Origin of the sequence: Methanohalophilus sp. RSK, assembly GCF_003722075.1 — an archaeon.
Lineage (GTDB): Archaea > Halobacteriota > Methanosarcinia > Methanosarcinales > Methanosarcinaceae > Methanohalophilus.
In genome coordinates this window covers 16,362-36,256 of the sequence record NZ_RDSK01000004.1, presented here as the reverse complement: position 1 = coordinate 36,256, position 19,895 = coordinate 16,362, and the positions used below count along the sequence as shown (strand labels likewise).

The window sequence follows — 19,895 nt, the reverse complement described above, 5'->3', positions numbered from 1 at the left end:
ATAATTATATATAAACATTTCTATTATTAAATGCTAATATATAAAGTTTGCTTATTATTTTGCAGATGCATCTATATTTTTATACAGTATAAAAAACGCTTATTGGTTGCTTTTTTTTGAGCATATATGCTTGATTTCAAAAAATAAATATTATCAATTGCAATAATACTTATATATTATAATAAAATAGACGGGCTGAATAGATATTATAAATAGATAATTACTATCAAATGCATATACAAAATAACTATAACTATACATACGTTGCAGCATAGCGTTTTCAAAAAAACATTCAAAACAATTAAATTATAATATAATGAATAGGAATAACTATATATATGAGAAATCTGAAAAACAATATTAGTAGTTAAAATCACAGAAATTAAAGGCCATAATTTGATGTATTAAATGTATCCACTTCAGATGAATAAGTATCCAGACAATTACAAATAAAAGATTCCTTATTTTCGTCTAATGATTTCAGGTCATTCCAGGCTTTATTTATTGTAGCTTTTTCAAACTTGGATAATTCCAGGAATCCTGCGGAACCACTTTCTATTAATTCACAAGCTTTCATGCCTGCCTCTTTTGCTCTCAGGTACAAATCATCCGGATGGGCAGTTATTACTTCACCAATGCGATACGCATTATCATATGATAATATGAATGCCTGTGGATCCCTGTATCTATCCGAAACCATTAGCACATCACGCAGGGTTTTACCAACTCCGGCTTCCAATGCCGTATTCATCATGCTGCAATCATAAGAAAGAGTTTCTCCCCAACATTGTACAGTGGTTCCTCCAAAATCCCCCCGGTATTCCACAGATTCATTGGACCAGAGATCGCAACACTGCATGGACATGTTGCCCATCAGATCCGAGTGGGCACATGTAGAGCCTTTCCCTTCCTGAGAAATGGGGTAACCGGTAATTGCCTTAATAATATTGTTCTCATAACCACAATCCTTACCCGGACCAATTGCACCTGCTTCATATGCAGCAAGAGACCGTGACGCAGAAATTGCCCTTACAACAGATGCCATACTATGGGACAGCTTGAAGTCAAGCAGTCCCCCTGCAACAAACATTGCAGTGTTTGCCTGTGCACAGGCCGTATCGCCCGCAGGTACTACTTTATTTTTCTTTGCAATATTGCAGATGTCCTGCCATATATATTCAACATCAAGTGCGCCGAGTATACCAACTGAAAAGATAACTCCCCGCATGTCATTCCTCAGGATAGCATGATCAAATACTTCTTTACCTCCAAGGGATTCAATCGACAACATATCCGCTCCTGAAGAAGCGACTTGATCAAATGATTCAAGAATCCGGGAATAAGCATCTCCCCGCAGATCAATTTTTTCCCTATCCCCCCTGACATCACCCACCGTATGCCTGAGGGCACATTTGATGCCATATTCATCATGGTAATCTTCCATAATGGCTTTCTGTGCATTTGCAATATCAGCCCCCCATTCAGGGTTATGTGTCATCTGTTGCACATGTTCGGTTTCAAGTACGACTGATGGGAAGCCAACCTGAACCATCCTTTCCATTATATCGCGGGTAATACGTTCGTATTCGTTTACAAGCGTTGCCTGATTTTCAGCCGCATTCGGCCGGGGGGCATAATTGATTTCAGCAGTTGTATATCCAGCACCGATTTCCAGATCAAGACCGGTTTTCACAGGATATTTAGAGTGGCCAAAAAGAAGGTCTTCAAAATTGTCATATTCCATTGAAGAATAACGTTTAACAGACATAATACGGATCTCCTTAGTGTTTATGGAAAGTATCCCTTAATTTCCTTATATCCAACCCCTGCAGGATGGAATCTGCAATTTTTGGTACGTCTGCAGCTTCCTCACAATATACTCCCAGGTCATAATCGGAAATAAAGTCCTGGGTAACAGCACCCCCGCCACAGACCACAGGTACATTTATGTCACTTGCAAGCAGCCGCGAATTCACGTCTTTGAAAGCATGCATTGTAGTGGTCATCAGTGCGGTTCCAGAAAGCATGATAGGTTTTTCTTTTTTGACTGCGGCCACAACTTCTTCAACAGGCACATCTTTTCCAAGGTCAATAACCTCATAACCATTGGCGCGTAAAAGAACGGTTACAATCTTTTTTCCGATGTCATGAATATCTCCCTCTACAACATAAGAAATGATCTTACCCTTTGATTCATGAACCTGTTTGGATTGTTCCTTACAGTATTCTATTCCTTCAATCATTGCCTGGGCAGAGATAATAACATCCGGCAGGTACAACAATCCGTAATCATATAGAGTAGACACTACTTCCATTCCTGCCATCAGGGCATCGTTTATAAGTGAAAGGGGATCTACTCCGGAATCAATTGTATTTTGCAAAGCAGCGACAACTTCATCCTCATCGCCTTCAAAAACAGCTTTGGCGATCTGGCGAATATGGGGGTCTGTGGGGTACAGTTTTTCTGCCATTTCTTCAGGAGCCATATCGCTTTCAACCAATATGTTGTAGCGTATCAAAGTATTTTTAGGATTGATATCTATCATTTTTGCCCCACTTTACTTGCCTTCCTTTAGTTTACTATGCATCTGCATTAATAATTTATGAATTTATCGTCATTCAACAATTCTATTGACAACGACGACCACATCACTACCGTTCCATTCCCCTTTTTGCATTGTAGTATCAACATTTATTAGATCACTATTTTTGTCCATCAAAGTGAACAAATGTTTCTGCTTGTTACCATTAAGTGCTTCGTTAAAGGCTTTTGCAGCATCAAGTACCTGAGTATGGGAATGAATTTTTATAAAATTCATACCTGTTATTTCCTGTTTGGAATATTTCAGGGTTTTTGCAACATTAAGATTGGAATAAAGGATACAGCCTTCCGGATCCACCACAAAAATCAGCTCAGATATTGTGTCAAAGAGCACCTGTAAATCATACTGGCTTTTCTGGATACCCGCCTCTTTTTCAATCCTGTCAAGCACAGAACCTATCTGGTTTGCCACAGTTTCAAGCGAGTTACGTATAGAATATGGAATCTCATAATTTTTATGGGATGCCAAAAACAGTACTGCAGATAAATTATCATTGGTTATTACAGGTATAATGGCTGTTGCCAGGAGGCTATCCTTGCTTTTTTTGGATTTAGAGAAGGGATATATCTCAGAATAAAGTTTATACACGGGATACTGTACTGACAGGAATCTTCCTCTAAGTGTATCCTTTTCAATTGTAGCATGTTTTCCAACAAAATCATCGGAAATATTGCGATGAGCTACAATATTAAGGTCATTATTGGATTTGTCAACAATATAAAGGACACCTGCATCCACACCTTCAATATGAAGAGCCAACTCTAGTAGCTGATCAAACATTTCTTGCAGATCACCGGTGGGTGTCAGGAAATTCCCAATATCAGTATCAATATCTAAAAAGCGATTTACTCTTTTTCTTTCAGTGATATCAAGAATTATACCCTGGTAGTGGCTTATTTCATTCTTTTCATATTGGATGGAACCTCGTTCTTCAACCCAGCGTACGTCTCCCTTTTTTGTGATTATACGGTATTCAATATTGTAATCTGACATTTCTTCATCTGAATATTTTGCAAGTTTCTGATGGACATACTCGAGATCAGAGGGATGTATAATGTCCCCATACTGTAATTTTCCGGAAGTAAATTCCTCGGCCCTGTAACCAAAATTTTCGATATTTTCAGATACAAACTCCACCGGCCAATCTTCTTCCGGGGCCCAAAAGAAAACTATTGCAGGACTGGTGCGAATTACAGATTGAAGTACTTTCAGTACTTTAAAAGTTTCAAGAAGTTTATTTTCTTTTTCTTTTTGTTGTGTAATGTCACTTATAAATGCCATTACTGCGGGTTTACCTTCATGGTCAATTACAGATGTGCTTACCATTACAGGTATTTTATTGCCTTTTTTTGTAACAAGTTCAATTTCATCCCTGGAATGAGACATTTCCTTTTGCTGTATATACTGCTGGTTTTTTTTGGCCACCATACGGCGATATTCTTCAGCAACGTAATTCCTAAAATCTGTATAAAGTATTGAATCACAATCATTGCCCACGAATTCACAAAACATCGAATTTGCAAATTTAAGTTTACCATCCTGAATTACTACTATTGCATCATTGCCGTTTTCCACAAGGGAAGAATATTTGATTTCAGAATCCCGTAACGATTTCTCGGCCATTTTATGTTTGATAGTAGTCCATATGTCCTGTACAAAAAGTTCTAATTGATTTATTTCCATTTCTTTGAAGGCTACATTCCTGCTAAAACCTGCAACAATTACAAGCTGCTTTTTTTCAAAAAGAGGTATTTCAATGGTTTTTCCAGTATCCATAACATTGGACTTTCGGTCTTTGAAATCAAAATTTCCAATTTTTTCAGAAATAAATGATTCCAGATCTTCTGTATCAGGAGTATACAGTATTTTTTCAGGGTTGCCATCCTTTCCCATCCTGCAAAGGTAGCCGCAATCGCTGTCTGTAAATTCAACTGTAAGTTCAAGGGCAAAACGAGCTATTTCATCGAAAGAAAAAACTTCCAGCCGATTTAATTTTACAAGGGCTTCAAGTCGGGATTTGTTCATTAGAAGAGTGGCTTCAGCGCTTTTTTGCAGAGAAATATCTCCAAATATGCCTATTCCACCCTGTAAAACTCCATCCAGAAGCAAGGAATTGCATGTAATTTTTATAGATTTGGATGAATATTGAGTGTTAACCTCGTATTCTCCTCTGTAAGAAAGGGCGTTTCCGGAAAGCACCTTTTTTATCTGGCCAGACACTTCCTTATCGGGAATATAATCAAAAATTTCAGGTTCTTTCTTTTCATCAATAATAGTCTTAAATATAGAATTGAAGGCTTCATTTGAATTGCTTATTCTGCCTCTCCTATCAAAATAAACAATCCCAACCGGCGTTTTTTCAAAAATTGACCGATATTTCTTTTCAGCTTCTTTGAGATGCTCTTCTGCTTCCTTTTTAGCCGAAATATCCCGAAATGTGACCATTACTGCAGGCCGATTGCCATACTCAACAAGTGATGAGGACAGTTCGAAAGGAGTAACCTTACCTGATGTTGAAAGTAATTCGACCTCATATGTCATTTCCCTGTATATTTTTTTTCCAATACGTTTGGTATATTTTTTGTATAACATTCGGCGATATTGAACCGGAAAATAATCCAGGAAATGTGTGCCTTTTATTTCATCCCATTTTTTACCAACTATTTTTCCAAATTTGCGGTTTGCAAACTGGATTTGTTCATCTTGAATTATGATTATTCCTTCAGAAATGCCCGATGTGAAAATGGAGAGCAGATCTTCAAATTTTTCAGTTTCGTTTTCAGAAAAAGGATGTTTTTCAAGTGTGAGCATAAATGCAGGTGCATCAGGCAAAGCCGGATTCAAATAATGAACTGTAAAATTGTAGGTTTCACCTGCACTGTCTTCAATGGAATGAATCGTTGGTTCATTTTGTGAGGAGATATTCTTGAGGGAATGAACAATTTCTTTTTTGTTAAAGGGCCATGTTTCAATATCAAAAACGGATTTACCACAAAGGTTTTCTGGAATTCCTAAAAAACGACTGATTTTAGAATTTACATATATTATGTTAAATTTACTATCAAGTAAAAGAATACCGGTATCCAGAAAGTCTAAGGCGGGCTCAAGATTAATTTGCCCTTCTTTTAAAGCAGGTTTTTCCATAATGTTTCCGCCAATGCATCGACAATTAATATTATACAATGCAAATCAATCTCATATCTATAAGAGGATTGCGTAATTAATATATGTATCCTCTTTCAAATGGTAATATGCTCACATCTAAGACTCGCTTCCTTCACTCCAATCGATGAATCGTGTTCATAAGATGTGAGCATATCTTTTACCAATAATTACATCTTACACACCTTCTGAATGGTTGTGACTGTCATGATTGTGCTGATGGATAGCAGTTTTCACTATTTTAACACCATGATTTGTGAAAATTTCCTTGACAAAGAAGTCCACAAGTTCCATTAATTCTGAACGGGAAACATTTGAAACTGCAGAGAGAATCTTTACAGAAGGCTTAGAAGAATATGATTCTATAGTTTCAATTTGAGGTTTTTCTTCGGCTCCTGTGACACTGGAACGTACATTTACAGTACCGGCTTGCAAAATCACTTTCATGTGACCAACAAATTCCGGATTCATCACGATTATCTCTTTCTTTAGACCTTCCATCAAGTTTGAGACTATTGATTGGGCTTTTTCAGACTCAAGATAATCATGATTTAGACTGTATTCAGATGCATAAGTGGCCATGTTGGAACACTGTATGGAATTCAGCTCCTTATCGGCATTCATTTTTCTCTCAGTAAGCTTTGGATAAACTACATCACCCAGTAACTGCTCAATAAACCCGGATAATTCCTCATAATCTGCTTTTGCTGAAAAACGTACAATTTCTGCCTCTGGATTCAGTTGTTTTATTGAGGACTCAACTACAGGTATGTATAGGTCTTCAATTAAATCAATCTTATTTATTGCGAGAACTTCAGCATCAATTATTTGCCTCTGGGAAAACTGTTTTGTTTCTTTCATTACCTCTTTGAACCTGCTTCCGTCAACCAGTGTAACCAGTGGAGCAAAATCCACATCATCCAGATTCATCAGCATAATTTCATCCCTGATTGTAGCAGGAAAAGCTATGCCTGTAGGCTCAATAATCAATATTTGTGGATCGAAGTCTTTTTTAAGCTGTGATACTGTATATCTCAAATCTCTTTTTAGGGTGCAACAAATACATCCATTCGTAAGTTCGATTGAGTCAAAGCCGTAACTGGAAATAATATCGCCATCAACTCCTACCTCCCCAATCTCGTTTACGATAATGGCAGCTTTCTGGCCTTTTTCTCCAAGGTATTTCCCAATACGGAGGATTGTAGTGGTTTTCCCACTTCCTAAAAATCCTCCCACAACGAGTACTTTCATTCGTAGACCTTCCATATCTTATTGTTCCTCTGATGGTTCCTGCATCATAACATCCAGATTTTCCCATTTAAATAGATCATGGGGACAAGCATGTATGCATTTCTGACAGTGAGCACCATCACATAGATCCGTACGTATCAATACTCTGTTATCTTCCATTGAAAGGGCATCATTAGGACAGACCTGGACACACTTATGACAGGTTTCACAGCCTTCGATGACCATTGTAAGATACGTGCCAACCTTATCAAGAACGTGAAGACCTTCTTCTCCCAGTACAGGAATATCTTTCACAACACGCTTTTCAGCAGCAGGAACAGATTTTACAACATCTATTGTAGGTAGTTTCTTTTTCTTCAGGTATTTTTTAAGAACTTTGAAAGGCATACCTTCTCCCCAATAGGAAAGTTCGAGAATGTAAGCCTCCTTAAATGCGTCATCCGTAGCAAACATAACATGAGTTCCGACTATTTCCTCTGCAATTTCCTGCAATTCCCATAACCTGTCCTCAGAGAGCAAAATTTCTTTGGCAACTATCAGGGAGGTGTTCCCAATCTGGCTAATTTGACCTACATCATAAGGGATCATGCCAATATTATGCGCCTTAATAGCATCCATATAGGTTCCTGCAGCACCTGACATATACGCAGTTTGTATGTCCTCCATTCCTATTCCGGCAGCATTGCAAAGAGTTATATGACCTGCTCTTATAGCCCCAATCGCCCTGCCAGCTTCTACAAGATCATGTTCGTTGAACTTTATTCCATCCTGCAATTGGATAACGCTATTTTTCAGGTTGATCTTTGGGAGTACTACAAGACCATTATTGATAGATTCATCAATTAGAGAAATTACACCTGTTCCTGTGATACCGTGTGCTTCTATGTCTCCTTTATCCATTACTGTACCATCGTCTGGTTTTACGAGGTCACCCTGTACAGTATCCATTTCATCATTAAGGACATAGTTACGTAGTGCTCCATCTTCAAAGGACACATCAGATATAGCATGAGGCCGGGCAATCGTACCATCTGCAATTTCCTGTCCTTCCAGGGCCGGTCCAGCTGCAGCTGAGCCTGTATATATTACATTTCCTACTTTCAAAGCCATCTCGGCATTTGTTCCATAATCCGTTGCAATTGAAATGTCTGCATTGTCCAGCATACCAGATTTAACAATAAGTGCAAGAGCATCAGCTCCCACTTCATGTTTAATTGCAGGAGGAATAACAACAATACAATCATCAAGATCCTCAAGACCCGGAATAAAGATACTTTTTACAACAGCTGCTTTGCGTTCCTGTTCTTTTATGTTATATTTTGCTTTTTTTCTCTGTCCCGCATATGCAAGATCATCAATTGGTATTCCCTGAAACAGGGATAACTGGATAGGATTTCCGCAAATTGCGATCCTATCAGGAGATGAATGAATCCCAAGTTCCTCAAGAATATTCCGGAATGCACCTATTACCAGTTCATGGGCAAGATCCTGTCCATAATTCATGGCAAAATCCAAATGGTCCATGACATTGGCTCCCGGAAGGGGGTTGTTCATGGTAATCACGGTTTTATGGATCTCACCACTTTCGATATCTATTTTCTGGGCCCGGAAACCACTGGTTCCAAGATCAATAGCAACTCCCACTTTCATATAACCACCTCTTTTGATTAAAAGAGGGATGCAATCAGGCATCCCTTATACAATCAGGAAAAGTATTCATCTCTTCCTTCAACCAGTGCCTTTACATTCTCAAGAGGGGAATTTGGAGCAATACCGCAGCCAGGGGCAACTACAGAGATTCCATCATCCAGGGCTTTTTTAACCTCTTCTTTTACTTTATCAGGAGTTCCACTGAGTATTGTAAAAGGACTGGACACATTACCAACAAGAGTAGCGCGACCTTCAACTGTCTTTTTGGCCTCCTTTACATCCTTTACCTTTTCCTCGATACTCAAGCCTTCAAATTTACAATCTCCCATCATATCCAGGACAGGTGTTACATTTCCACATATATGGAGTATTTTAATGCAATCAACCGCTTCTGCAAATTTTGCAAGACAGGGTTTTAGGGTATCATTGAAAGTGGCCGGATTCATAAGGTCAGGAGAAGCCACCGGGTCTGCCACACATATCATATCTACTCCACTATCCAGAAGTATATTGGCATATTCGATACATGCATCAGTTGCAAAATCAAGGATGGCTTTAAAATCATCAGGCTTTTTGATAGACCATTTCATGAATTTCTTGACACTGGCAAGATCGGAGGCCAGGGTAACCGGCCCTTCCATTCCTGCTATAATAGGCACATCTTCGCCTACACTATCCCTTACGATATCTGTAGCTTCAACCACTGCCGGAATCCTTCCCAGCTCAGCCAGGTTATCAGGCATTTTGAGATCGTCAATTCCTTTTTTATAGGGATGTTCTGTTATTGAGGGTTGCCTGTTTTGGGTACCCATGTTCACTTCACAACCCATGGCTTCGGCCAGGACCGTTAGGCAAAATGGATATCTTACAGCTTCCAAACCGGCTTCAGTGTGAGATGCCAATGCCAGTTTTGCCATTTTGGAAGCATCTGAATGAGCCTCGGGCCAGGATGCACCGGTCATTTCCATGAGCTCTACTGTTGCAGTCTGTGTAACAGAGGCAACCGGGGCTTTGTCTACAGACTCGCCCTTTAAAGCATTCGTTAATCTGGTTTTTTGAGTCAGTTCTGACATACTTTCAACACTCCAATCTATGAGTATGTGCCATGGTTTGGGGCACGTTATGATCAATTAAATTTGCAATTTTATTATATATAAGTGTTTGTATTTATTATATGTAATATATATAGATTTTGTAAATGCCAATTCAGAAATAAAGAGTTTATATTATCAAAAAACATGTATCTTGTTTCTTATTTTTAAATAATATTGCCTGTATATTAGATACTAAAAGACAAAATGTAGTAAAAATACTTATATATCATAGTTAAAATTGGCGTCTTATAAACTTATATATAAAAATAATTGTTATTTCAAATCTACATCATGCAATTAATAAAAATAAAATGCTTATTGATGCCGATTATTTATCAAACAAAACATCAATGTTCAATCTGCTTCAAGAAAAGGGGATATATTTATATAGTAGTAAACTCGAAAGTAACAATCAACATAAAAATAAAAACCATAGCATAAAATACTAATATGAAACAATATTTTTATTCTTGATGATATATTCCAGAAAGCAAATTTGGCAGATTGGGAAAATACTTCTCCTCATATTATTTTTATGCATAACAATAAATCCGGCCGGATGCGCAACATTTATTGAAGCAGGAGACACAAATACTCCTGATGGTGTAGTGGTACTGATAGTTGATGGCCTTGGCAATGGATACATAAATCCGGAGCTGGATGTAAAAGCAATTGATGGTTCCATTCTCAAAAAACCCGGGATGTCAAATCTTCCAAAAATATATAATCAGGCTGCGATTTTCGATTCTGTTTATGTCCCTGAACTTAAAGGCAATAGCGGACACAATGTGATCATGACAGGTAACAGAGATGCAGATGACACAATGGTAGGTTATGATAATGCCAGTATTTATGACGTTGTAAAGAAACATGGATACTTGACAGTTGGGGTACTGGAGAGAGGTGACTCCGAAGAAGTAGTTGCGGAGCATGATATTGTTCTCCATGACACAACCAATTCCATAAATGAACCTGTAATACAGGTTTCGGTATCCGGAAATAAGGATATAGATGCCCTTCCGCTTCTTACAACAGAGTTTGAGACACATGCATCCCGGGCACTATCCAGAGTTGAGAGTACGCCTTCCGGCACAATCCAGAGATATTATACGTACAATGAACTGGCCCTTGATGCAGCAATGGACTCTATCAATATCCTTGAAAATGAAGGCAGGGATAGAAAATACTTCATAACCGTCAATATTGCCGCGCTTGACACAGCAGGACTCTACAGGGGCTATGAAGGTTATAGCCAGTGTATTGAAAACCTTGATTCCATGATAGTACCCCTTTATGAAACATGTCAGGAAAACAATCTGGCACTGGTTATCACGTCCGACCATGGTATGGCATTTCCTGATGCTGAATCAAGAGGTGGGGCAAAATCAGAGAAGTATGCTTCTGCAAATGAGGTTCGCAATGTACCATTGATAATTTTGTCCCCCAACATTAAACAACAACGAATTAGGGAAACTATTGGCCAGGAAGATATAGCACCAATTCTGTTGAGTACGCTTGGCATTGCGGATAGGCCTGCTTTTTGCGAGGGAAAGGAAAAGAACCTGAAAGAATATGCAGTGCTAAAAGTCGTGTCACCGGAAATTACAAGCATGAAACTTAGCAGTAGTGGTAAAAAAGTTTGTTCTGGAAGCAATGATTCCGTGTACTACATAACCGGTCTGGAAAAGAATAAACAATACACTCTGGAAACAGTGATTGATAGCAGTGGTGAAACATACAAGGATACACTATCTATCGAGAACGATAGGGTGATTGAAATAAAGGAAAAAGATGAAAATCAGGACTCTAATACTTCTCCGGAAAACAACATGCACCTTGTGGGAGGGATTTTGATAGGAGTTATCAATCTCACAGGCCTGACAATGATTTTCAGGATAATGCGCAATTGAGGTCTCTTACAGGAGTTGAGGATAGCTATCTATATGCTATTTTATCACAAATTATTTTAAATATCAGTCATCTATAAAAGTCAATGAAAATCGGCATATTGGGGCCTCAAAGTTCATATTCTGAAAAAGCTGCAAATATATGGAAAGCCCAGCTTGGAACTAATCCGGATATTTCATATATGAAGGATATTTCAGAAGTGTTTGAAGTTCTCCAGGATAATTCCATAGACTATGGTGTTGCACCAATAGAAAATTCTATAGAGGGATCTGTCGGTGTTACCCTTGACCTGCTGCTGGAGCATGAATTTTCAATTATCGGGGAAGTTGTGGTTCATATCCATCACTGCCTGCTTTCAAGGGGGAAGAAAGAGGATATAAGAATAATTCTGTCCCATCCTCAGGCACTGGCACAATGCCGCCATTTCATCCGGAAGAATTACCCGGATGTGGAGATCAGGACTACAGGAAGTACTTCACATGCTGCCAAACTTGCAACCGAGTTTTCGGAAATGGCTGCTATTGCGTCCAGAAAGGCGTCTGAGAGTTTCGGGCTTGACATTCTTGCAGAAGATATACAGGATTGGAAACCCGATCTCACCCGGTTTGTAGTAATTGCCAGAAAGCAAGACCAGAGGATTCAAACCTGCACACATGACTGTAAAACTTCAATTATAGTTTATCTTGACAGGGACCACCCGGGTGCCCTCTATGAGATGCTGGGGGAACTTGCTACAAGAGGGATCAACCTGACAAGGATTGAATCACGTCCTTCCAAAATGTCCCTGGGAGATTATGTGTTCTACATCGATATGAATGGAAGTATAAAAGATCTCGATGTAAAAGAAGCACTTGATAACTTGAATCAAAACGTTTATATGTTAAAGAATCTGGGTTCCTACCAGAGTTACATGGAAGAGTGAAATCCAATGACCGGGGCAGAGGATCTTGAACAATTCATTCATCGGCAGGATAATGCTGTTCGCAAATATCAGCGATTGTTTAAACTGGCAGAATTTGTCATCCTGACCCTTGCCATTTATACCGTCCTGCTTTTGGTAAATATGGAAAACGCATTTGGACTGGTAAGAGCACTGGAATTATATGCCGATAAAAGTTATGATGTTGCTTCATTGACAATTTCATTTTCAACTATTGCACTTCTTCTTATTTCGATTGGAATTTCCCTAATAATAACTTTGCTGCTCTATAGAAGAGAAAAGAACACCTCAGTTATCTTACTGGCAGAAGAGAAATATCCGGTCATGAAAGAAAGGCTCAGGACAGCCTACGACAACCGCAATCTGAACAATGTTATAATCAATGATTTGATATATTCAGTGCTGGAAGCTACAAAGGAAATTCATTCATCTGCTTTTCTTGACAGGAAAAAACTCAAGGTCATATTTATCCTTTTGATTTTCACTACCTCGGCCCTGGGTATAGTTATTTATTCGGATTTTCGCACAGACATAACTCCCGAAGGAATGAAAGAAGTAATAGACAACATCCCCGGGATTCCCGATAATGGCGATACGCCTGAAAATTATTTCCCCTCTGATGGAGACGGGAATGAGGCAGGAAAGGAAAATATTACAGGTGAACCTGTGGTCGTCGTGGTGGAAGGTGAAGAAGTAGACCTGAGCATACCACCGGGATCAGAATCCGGCTTTACACCTACCGGGCAGGAAGATGAAACCCAGCCGGAATTTGAACCCTCTTCTTCCTATGAAATCGGACAGATGACAGCTCCGGCTTATAGTGAAGAACTGCCGGAAGGATATGAGCCAATCATAAAATCATATTTTGAAGAATTAACCAGATAATATAGCAGGAGTAATTATATGGACGAAAGTTCTCAATCAGGTGAAGCGGATATCTACCGTAATACCAGTGATATTTTTAGCAATCTTTTCAATGAGATTTCAAAGGTAATTGTGGGACAGAAAGAAACAGTGGAACAGATTATTGTGTCTATCCTGTGTAATGGGCATACACTTGTGGAAAGTAATCCAGGTCTGGGAAAAACCCTTACAATATCCACGATTGCAAAGGTTATGGACCTGACATTCAGTAGAATCCAGTGTACTCCGGATTTGATGCCTGCGGATATTACAGGTACTCATTTTATAGAGGAAAACAGCGGGCATAAGGAATTTAAATTCGAAGCAGGACCTGTTTTTGCCAATATCGTGCTTGCAGACGAAGTAAACAGGGCATCACCAAAGACCCAATCCGCCCTGCTGGAAGCGATGCAGGAAAAACAGGTAACTGTTGGGAATGATACATTTATCCTGGACAAACCCTTCTTCCTTCTGGCAACCCAGAACCCTATAGAAATGGAAGGTACATTTCCTCTACCCGAGGCCCAGCTGGACAGGTTTTTGCTCAAGATCCTGCTGGATTACCCCTCTTTTGATGAGGAAAAGGAAATTGTGCGCCGTTACACCATGGTGGATATACCTGAAGTAAACCGGGTCCTCAAGAAAAGTTCGGTGCTGGAACTGCAACACCTGACCCGGGAAGTACCGATTGCCGAGGACATAAAGGCCTATGCTATCAAAGTCGTCATGACAACACGTAACTGGAAAGAACACCTGGAATACGGTGCTTCCCCACGTGCCTCTATAGGATTGATACTTGCAGCCAAGGCCCGCGCACTTATTCACGGGCGTAATTATGTAAGCAAGGAAGATGTGGATACAATGGCTTATCCAATACTCAGGCATCGTATAATGCTGACATTCGAATCCGAGCGCAGGGGAATTACTCCGGACAAAGTTATTGGTGAGATCATCAAAAGAACTGAATGAGCTTTTCCCACAAATAACAAAGGGCCCTTCAATGACTGAAAAAAGACATAGCATTGATGTTAGTTTCCTGAAGGAACTTGACAGGTTTTCCTTTATGGTACGCAAGCGAGTATCCAGCGCATACGCCGGTAGCCGTCGCTCAATCCACAGTGGAAAGGGACTGGATACCAGAGGATACAGGGAGTATCACTGGGGTGATGAACCAAGGACTATTGACTGGAATGCCTATGCACGTACCGAAAAACTCTATGTAAGGGAATTTGAGGAAAGTAAATCCCTGACAAACCATATCCTGCTGGATGCAAGTAACAGCATGGAATATTCATCAGACGGGCCTACCAAATTCGAATATGGTGCGATGCTTGCTATCGGATTTGCTTATCTTGTAACAAAAGATAATGACAAGTTCGCAATTTCCACCTTTGCCACCAATGTTAGCTTCAGTCAGCCAAAACGTGGCAGGAAATACCTGCTCAGGGCTATCGACAGGCTGGCAGAAGCAGAAACCGGGGGCAAGACATCTATCGAAGAATGTGTTAAACAATACGAAAAAGCAATACATTCCCGTTCCCTTGTAATAATAATTTCTGACTTCCTGGACGATCCAAAATCCATTGAATCCGCTATATACAGGCTTTCAGTCCATGAACTTATTGTGATACAGGTAATGGATAAAACTGAAAAGAATCTACAAATTGATGGTCTGGTAAAATTGACTGATATGGAAAGTGGTGAAGAATTGCAAACCTATGTCAGCAAGAATTTCCAGAAGAATTATCAGGAATTGCTCAATGAGCATGTCTACAGGATACAGGAAGCGTGTGATCATGTAGGTGCGGATTTTTACCAGTTTTCAAACGATAAGCCAATCTTTGAGGCTTTCCTTGAAACACTGAGCAGCAGGAGGCGATGGTAATGCCCTTTGATAACACAATGGCCCTTGCAGCTCTTGCCAGTGTGATCCCTTTAATAATAATTTATCTTCTAAGACCCAAACCTGTCCAGCTTAGTATACCTTCCCTGATGTTCTTAATGCAGGTGGAAAAACAGAAAAAGCGTTTTTCATCAATCCGTAAACTGCTCAAAGATCCACTGTTTCTTATCCAGTTACTTGTACTCATACTGCTTTCCACCGCTGCAGCAGCACCATTTTACACGTCACAGGAAGACCTGAGCGATGAACATACTGTAATTATCATTGATGCTTCCGCAAGTATGCAGGCAGGCAATCGGTTTGACGATGCAACACGCCTGGCTGAAGGATATCTCAGCAAGAAGAACAGTATAATACTGGCTAAAAGCAGTCCGGAAATTGTTGTTGAGAACACAGGTTCTTCGCAAGCATCCGATGCGCTTGAAAATATCGAGCCCAGCGCCACGATAGCTGACCTTTCAGGGGCAATGTCTGAAGGAATGAGATTGCTTTCACAGAGAGGCGGTACAATGGTTGTGGTGTCCGATTTTGCCAGCTGGGAAGGAGAAGATCCGGTATCTACAAAACAACTTGCCCAGTCCTATGGGATTGACACTGCTTTTGTTGATGTAAGCTCAGCAGTGGGCAATGTGGGAATCATAGACGGCTGGATAGACACCGAAGACGGTAATTACGTGTATACCTGTGTTGTCAAGAATTACAATGACTTTACCGAAAGGGTTGATATAGAAATTGAAAACCCGGCTGGTTCAGTAAAGCGCTCTCTTAATGTGGGACCCTCGGATACGGCCCAGTTTCGTGTGAATCCCCTATCTTCCGGAGTTACATCAATATCAATCGCAGATGAGGATAATCTGCCTGCGGACAATAATGCATATGTTGTAATTCCAACCCAATCGGATACGAAAACTTTGTTTATTTCGGATGAAGGGAAGTTACCATCAAAGATTGCACTTTCTACACTGGCTTCAGTGGATATTTCTACGGCTGAGGGAATTCCTTCTGCTACCGATGATTACAGGATAATGGTCATCGGGCTGAAAAACCGCTCCCTTACATCCAGTGAGGTGGAAAGGCTTGACAGTTTCCTGGACAATGGCGGCCGGGTTGTGGTTGTAGCCAGCCAGATGCTTGCAGGCAGCAATGCCACAGACCAGTTCCAGGGCATGCTTCCGGTTATACCCGGTGATGTGGCTGAAGCACAGGATATCCTGGGTATCGATCTGGAAGTTGTCCAGTCCTCAAGCCTGACAGATGATGTGAAATTCAACGAGATTGCCATGTATAAATACCTCAATGCCACACCTCGCAATGATGCAACTGTGCTGGTTGCAACTGAGCAGGGAGACCCTTTACTTGCTCACTGGTCTGTGGGAGACGGGACACTGGTATATTTCGGCTTCAATGATGAATTGGGTGAGCCCTGGAACAATTTCCACAACCTGCCCGAATATCCGGTGCTCTGGGCACGGCTTACAGCCTGGCTCGGTGGCAGCGGGGATATAAGTGACTATAACCATGAGACCGGGGATATCACCTCTCTTGCTCGGGAAATGACAGTACAGACACCCACCGATACAATAACCACCCAGAAGGTTTTGTTCGAACAGGTCGGGACATATAGGATCGGAGGACGCACCGTGGCGGTCAACCTGTACAGTGACCGTGAATCGGATACTACCAGGCAAGGATCAGAGGTAATGGAACGTGTTTCAGACCAGAACAGGGACAGCCCCGACATCGTCCGTCAGGATAGTTATGAGGCAAAGAACTATCTGGACAATTACCTGATAATCCTGGCTATACTACTGGCTATACTTGAAATCCTGATTATACGCAACAGGGGTGAACTGTGATGCTTTCCTTTGAACAACCCATTATACTTGCATTTATACTACCCGTGCTGGCAGGCGCTCTATACCTTATGCTTAAGGGTGGTAACAAAAAACTGCTTATTTCCAGGGCAATTGTCCTGTCCCTGTTGATAGTTGCCATTGCCTCCCCCTTTACTCTGGTAAGTCAGGTAACAGAGCAGGAAAACCCGCAACTTGTAATAATCTCGGATGAAACGGGAAGTATGCAGCTCTTTGAGAAAGGTGTGGCCGATGAACTCTATGAAAGCCTTACCACCAAAACCCCGACCACCCTTGTCAGACTGACAGGCGATAAGACTGTTCTGGGAGATGCCATCGTGCAGTATGCCAGCAGTGATAACCAGGTCGTGCTGGTGACGGATGGGAACAATAATTACGGCAAAGACCTTGAAGAAGGGTTGGTTTTTGCACAAAATATAGGGTCCACTGTATATGCAGTTACACCGAAAATTGAATCAAACGATCTCAGTATTCAGGTAAAGGGTGACAAGACCGCAGTAAAAGGGAATGAATACCGGTTTGAAATAATTGTTTCACAGGCTGAAGAAGTACCTGTGGAATATACATTCAACGCCTATGCAGATGATGAATTGATACGTAGCGGCACCTTCACACAGAGCAGCAGACAACGCAGTTATCAAATCCCTTATAGATTCAATGAGCTCGGTGCACATGAGATCAAAATTGAGCTGAGCACACAGGCAGATGAGGCCGATAATATCAATAATAATTTCCTTAAATCGGTATATGTGGTACCGAAACCTAAAGTACAGTACATAACTGATGAACCGGACTCTCCGCTATCCAATATCCTGTACAATCTTTATGACACCTCTACCAATTCCAACATATCTGATCTGGATTCACAAAAAGCTGTGGTAATCGATAATATGCCCGGCAACAGGATATCCGAATCAGATGTGGCAATTCTGCAACAATATGTATCCAATGGAGGAGGAGTTGTTGTAACTGGAGGAGAGCGATCTTACGAATATGGGGATTACCTGAATTCTTCAATTGAGGATTTATTACCGGTAACTTCCACACCGACACAATGGAAAGGAGGCAGGGATATTGTCCTTGTACTTGATATTTCTCCTAGTACTGAAAAATACGGCACTCTTCCAGAAATACTGGGTAATGCGATATACCTGATCCAGAAGGAGGAACTAAGAGGGGCCTATATGGGAGTTATTGCTTTTGGTAAGGAGGGACATGATATTTCTGGTGGATTGAAGTATCTTGGTACGGCAGGCAACCGAGAATTTCTGGAAGAAGAAATACGCCAATTGCGACCAAGTACCACAAGTGAAACATTGCTCCATCAGGGTCTTGGAGTTGCACAGGAATGGCTTAATACAGAAACCGGGACATTGGATCTGGTAATAATCTCTGACGGGGGTATAAAAGATTCCTATGAAGAAAGCCTAAACATAGCCAAAGACCTGAAGGAAGATAATGTGAACTTCTATTTTGTTCATATTCGGTCTTCAGCCCCCTCCCAGCAAGATAAGTCAGGTAATGTGTATGCTGAAAAACTTGTTGAAAACGTAGAAGGTACAACCAATAATTACTTCAAATTGGATGCAGGGCAACGGGCCAATATAATCTCAGATGAAACCACTGAACCACCATTAGATGAAAATAAATCCACTTCATCTTACCAGCTTTTCGAATTCAATCCCTCACATTTCATAACCCAGAACTCAAATGTGAAAGCAAATATAACCGGCTACAATGATGTGACTCCAAAACCCGGAGCCAACCGGCTTGTTGTTGCTTCTAATGGGAAACCTGTTGTAACTACATGGAGATACGGCCTTGGACGAGTATCTTCGATCACCACAGACAATGGCAAGGATGGAGGCTGGAGTTCACAGATGTATTCCGGTAACAACTCACAGCTGATTTCAGCAACCTTAAATTGGGCTATAGCCAACCCGCAACCTGAAGAAGGTGCGGTTGTTGAAGCACCGGACACATGGTACGGATTACCTGCCACAATCACTCTTACAATGTATGATGAGAAAGTTCCTGAACTTACATACATGGGTGATGAACTGGAACTGGCTTTTGTTGGGAAAAACACCTATGAAGCCCAGATATTCCCGAAAACAATCGGGATGCATTATGTGAATGGTTATCCAATTGCTGTGAATTATGCCATTGAGTACAGAGATGTTGGCCTCAATGAAAAATTACCTTCTCTGATTACCGGAAATGGCGGTAGGGCCTACAGCCAAAAGGAAGCCAGAGCAAATCTCCTTGCAGATGCCCGGCAGAACTCCCTCCAAAGCCGCATGGAACCTGTCAGCTGGAAGATGTATTTCATCCTGGCTGCCCTGCTGCTTTTCCTGGGAGAAGTGATGCTTCGTCGCAGTCTGGAGATTATTGAATCCAGGAAGCAAGAATGAGATAAATCATTAATATGGCTTTGAAATTTTTAAGCACATACAAATATCAGGAGCCGTTAGCGGATTTCAATCCGGTTGTGTTATATCTATCCATGAGAATGTAGGAATTGTCCGGGATTTGTGCAGCATTGTTCCGGACTGGATCAGCCGAGTTGGGGACTACGGCTGATACATGGAGTGGGGTATTAAATGA

13 protein-coding genes are annotated in these 19,895 nt (G+C 40.7%); 7 read left to right on the top strand and 6 right to left on the bottom strand.

Annotated features, from left to right (window positions below):
* Window positions 1-382: 382 nt before the first annotated feature.
* From mtaB to mtaA, 6 genes are all read right to left on the bottom strand, one after another.
* Window positions 383-1,768: a methanol--corrinoid protein co-methyltransferase MtaB gene (mtaB, locus tag EFE42_RS02430; protein ID WP_123135759.1), complete on the bottom strand. Its 1,386-nt coding sequence runs from the start codon at window positions 1,766-1,768 to the stop codon at window positions 383-385.
* Between the two features lie 13 nt (window positions 1,769-1,781).
* Window positions 1,782-2,546: a methanol--corrinoid protein MtaC gene (gene mtaC / locus EFE42_RS02425; protein ID WP_123135758.1), complete on the bottom strand. Its 765-nt coding sequence runs from the start codon at window positions 2,544-2,546 to the stop codon at window positions 1,782-1,784.
* A gap of 69 nt (window positions 2,547-2,615) precedes the next feature.
* Window positions 2,616-5,747, bottom strand: coding sequence for a PAS domain S-box protein (locus EFE42_RS02420; protein ID WP_123135757.1), 3,132 nt, complete (start codon window positions 5,745-5,747; stop codon window positions 2,616-2,618).
* 195 nt (window positions 5,748-5,942) lie between these two features.
* The gene (locus EFE42_RS02415; protein WP_123135756.1) at window positions 5,943-7,016 is read right to left on the bottom strand and encodes a GTP-binding protein; all 1,074 of its coding nucleotides are present in this window, start codon (window positions 7,014-7,016) and stop codon (window positions 5,943-5,945) included.
* A gap of 18 nt (window positions 7,017-7,034) precedes the next feature.
* Window positions 7,035-8,666: a methylamine methyltransferase corrinoid protein reductive activase gene (locus EFE42_RS02410; RefSeq protein ID WP_123135755.1), complete on the bottom strand. Its 1,632-nt coding sequence runs from the start codon at window positions 8,664-8,666 to the stop codon at window positions 7,035-7,037.
* A 53-nt stretch (window positions 8,667-8,719) separates the two neighbouring features.
* Entirely contained in the window at window positions 8,720-9,739 is a 1,020-nt protein-coding gene (gene mtaA, locus EFE42_RS02405) for a methylcobamide:CoM methyltransferase MtaA (RefSeq protein WP_123135754.1), read from the bottom strand.
* Between the two features lie 629 nt (window positions 9,740-10,368).
* Between mtaA and EFE42_RS02400 the strand changes: the two genes are divergently transcribed.
* The 7 genes from EFE42_RS02400 to EFE42_RS02370 all read left to right on the top strand — a co-directional run bounded on the left by EFE42_RS02400 (window position 10,369) and on the right by EFE42_RS02370 (window position 19,702).
* Window positions 10,369-11,670, top strand: coding sequence for a sulfatase-like hydrolase/transferase (locus tag EFE42_RS02400; protein WP_158599178.1), 1,302 nt, complete (start codon window positions 10,369-10,371; stop codon window positions 11,668-11,670).
* A gap of 83 nt (window positions 11,671-11,753) precedes the next feature.
* On the top strand, window positions 11,754-12,590 hold the full coding sequence (pheA, locus tag EFE42_RS02395; protein ID WP_123135752.1) for a prephenate dehydratase: 837 nt from the start codon (window positions 11,754-11,756) through the stop codon (window positions 12,588-12,590).
* A gap of 6 nt (window positions 12,591-12,596) precedes the next feature.
* The gene (locus EFE42_RS02390; protein ID WP_123135751.1) at window positions 12,597-13,493 is read left to right on the top strand and encodes a hypothetical protein; all 897 of its coding nucleotides are present in this window, start codon (window positions 12,597-12,599) and stop codon (window positions 13,491-13,493) included.
* 18 nt (window positions 13,494-13,511) lie between these two features.
* Entirely contained in the window at window positions 13,512-14,480 is a 969-nt protein-coding gene (locus EFE42_RS02385) for a MoxR family ATPase (protein ID WP_123135750.1), read from the top strand.
* Window positions 14,481-14,511: 31 nt separating this feature from the next.
* Window positions 14,512-15,396 (top strand): DUF58 domain-containing protein, encoded by an 885-nt coding sequence (locus EFE42_RS02380; RefSeq protein ID WP_123135749.1) that lies wholly within the window; start codon window positions 14,512-14,514, stop codon window positions 15,394-15,396.
* Window positions 15,396-17,270 carry a BatA and WFA domain-containing protein gene (locus EFE42_RS02375; protein WP_123135772.1) on the top strand — a complete coding sequence of 625 codons (1,875 nt, stop codon included), beginning with the start codon at window positions 15,396-15,398 and terminating at the stop codon, window positions 17,268-17,270. The genes EFE42_RS02380 and EFE42_RS02375 overlap by 1 nt, the downstream gene beginning before the upstream one ends.
* A complete protein-coding gene (locus tag EFE42_RS02370; RefSeq protein ID WP_123135748.1) occupies window positions 17,270-19,702 on the top strand; it encodes a vWA domain-containing protein in 2,433 nt (810 codons plus the stop codon). Before EFE42_RS02375 ends, EFE42_RS02370 begins: the two co-directional genes overlap by 1 nt.
* The last annotated feature ends 193 nt before the right edge of the window (window positions 19,703-19,895 follow it).

Coding starts and splice junctions, on each gene's coding strand:
- mtaB (WP_123135759.1), bottom strand. CDS start 1,768: ATGTCTGTTAAACGTTATTCTTCAATGGAATATGACAATTTTGAAGAC.
- mtaC (WP_123135758.1), bottom strand. CDS start 2,546: ATGATAGATATCAATCCTAAAAATACTTTGATACGCTACAACATATTG.
- EFE42_RS02420 (WP_123135757.1), bottom strand. CDS start 5,747: ATGGAAAAACCTGCTTTAAAAGAAGGGCAAATTAATCTTGAGCCCGCC.
- EFE42_RS02415 (WP_123135756.1), bottom strand. CDS start 7,016: ATGAAAGTACTCGTTGTGGGAGGATTTTTAGGAAGTGGGAAAACCACT.
- EFE42_RS02410 (WP_123135755.1), bottom strand. CDS start 8,666: ATGAAAGTGGGAGTTGCTATTGATCTTGGAACCAGTGGTTTCCGGGCC.
- mtaA (WP_123135754.1), bottom strand. CDS start 9,739: ATGTCAGAACTGACTCAAAAAACCAGATTAACGAATGCTTTAAAGGGC.
- pheA (WP_123135752.1), top strand. CDS start 11,754: ATGAAAATCGGCATATTGGGGCCTCAAAGTTCATATTCTGAAAAAGCT.
- EFE42_RS02390 (WP_123135751.1), top strand. CDS start 12,597: ATGACCGGGGCAGAGGATCTTGAACAATTCATTCATCGGCAGGATAAT.
- EFE42_RS02385 (WP_123135750.1), top strand. CDS start 13,512: ATGGACGAAAGTTCTCAATCAGGTGAAGCGGATATCTACCGTAATACC.
- EFE42_RS02380 (WP_123135749.1), top strand. CDS start 14,512: ATGACTGAAAAAAGACATAGCATTGATGTTAGTTTCCTGAAGGAACTT.
- EFE42_RS02375 (WP_123135772.1), top strand. CDS start 15,396: ATGCCCTTTGATAACACAATGGCCCTTGCAGCTCTTGCCAGTGTGATC.
- EFE42_RS02370 (WP_123135748.1), top strand. CDS start 17,270: ATGCTTTCCTTTGAACAACCCATTATACTTGCATTTATACTACCCGTG.